Origin of the sequence: Pseudomonas sp. HMSC066A08 (genome assembly GCF_001813025.1) — a bacterium.
GTDB classification, from domain to species: Bacteria; Pseudomonadota; Gammaproteobacteria; order Pseudomonadales; family Pseudomonadaceae; genus Pseudomonas; species Pseudomonas aeruginosa.
This window is the reverse complement of sequence record NZ_KV811275.1, coordinates 1-1252: the sequence shown is the minus strand read 5'-3', so window position 1 is coordinate 1252 and position 1252 is coordinate 1. Positions and strand designations below refer to the sequence as shown.

The window sequence follows — 1252 nt, the reverse complement described above, 5'->3', positions numbered from 1 at the left end:
TGTCGTATGCCCAGCAACGCCAGTGGTTCCTCTGGCAACTGGAGCCCGACAGCGCGGCCTACCATATCCCGGCGGCCCTGCACCTGTGTGGCGAACTGGATGTCGAGGCCTTGAAGCGCAGCTTCGCCGCATTGGTCGAGCGCCATGAAGGGCTGCGTACTACCTTCCGCCAGGAGGGCGGCGAGACACTGCAGGTGGTGCATGACCGCTTGCCGCTGGAGATCCGCGAGCAGAGCCTGGGGGTAGCGGACGAGGCCGCGCTCATGGCGCGGATCGAGGAAGAGGTGCGGGTGCCGTTCGACCTGGAACGTGGTCCGTTGCTACGGGTCCTGTTGCTGCGCCTGTCCGCCGAAGAACAGGTGCTGGTGGTGACCCTGCACCACATCGTCTCCGATGGTTGGTCGACGCCGATCATGGTGGAAGAGCTTATGCAGTTCTACGCCGGCTACCGTGAAGGCCGCGCCGTGGAACTGGAGCCGTTGCCGATCCAGTACGCCGACTATGCCCTGTGGCAGCGCAGTTGGATGGAAGCCGGCGAGCGTGAGCGCCAACTGGCCTACTGGCGGCAGCAGCTGGGCGGCGAGCAGCCGGTGCTGGAACTGCCGACCGACCGGCCGCGGCCGAGCGTACAGAGTCCTGCCGGCGACAGCCTGCAGGTGGAGCTGGGCGAAGACCTGGGTCGCTCGCTGAAACAGCTGGCGCAGCAGCAGGGCGTGACCCTGTTCATGCTGTTGCTGGCCAGTTTCCAGACCTTGTTGCATCGCTACAGCGGGCAGCCGGAAATCCGCGTTGGGGTACCGATCGCCAACCGCACCCGGGTAGAGACCGAGCGTCTGATCGGCTTCTTCGTCAATACCCAGGTGTTGAAGGCCGACTTCGACCTGGAGACTCGTTTCGACGCCTTGTTGCAGCAGGTCAAACGTACCGCACTGGAAGCGCAGGCCCATCAGGACCTGCCGTTCGAGCAACTGGTGGAGGCGTTGCAGCCGCAGCGGAGCCTGAGCCACAGTCCATTGTTCCAGGTGATGTACAACCACCAGAACGCGGGTCAGGGCAAGGCTCTGGAGCTGACGGGGCTGCGAGTGGAGGCGCTGGAGCGGGCGAGCGCGACGGCGCAGTTCGACCTGACCCTGGATACTTATGAAAGCGGTGACGCGCTGAGCGCGTCGCTGATCTACGCGACCAGCCTGTTCGAGCGGTCGACGGTGGAGCGCCTGGCGGCACACTGGCGCAACCTGCTGGAGGCGATCTG

General features: G+C 65.1%; 1 protein-coding gene. It reads left to right on the top strand.

Annotation, left to right across the window (positions count from 1 at the left end):
• Positions 1–1252, top strand: a 1252-nt coding sequence (locus HMPREF2886_RS05455) for a condensation domain-containing protein (protein ID WP_256562488.1), incomplete at both ends; no start/stop codon positions are given.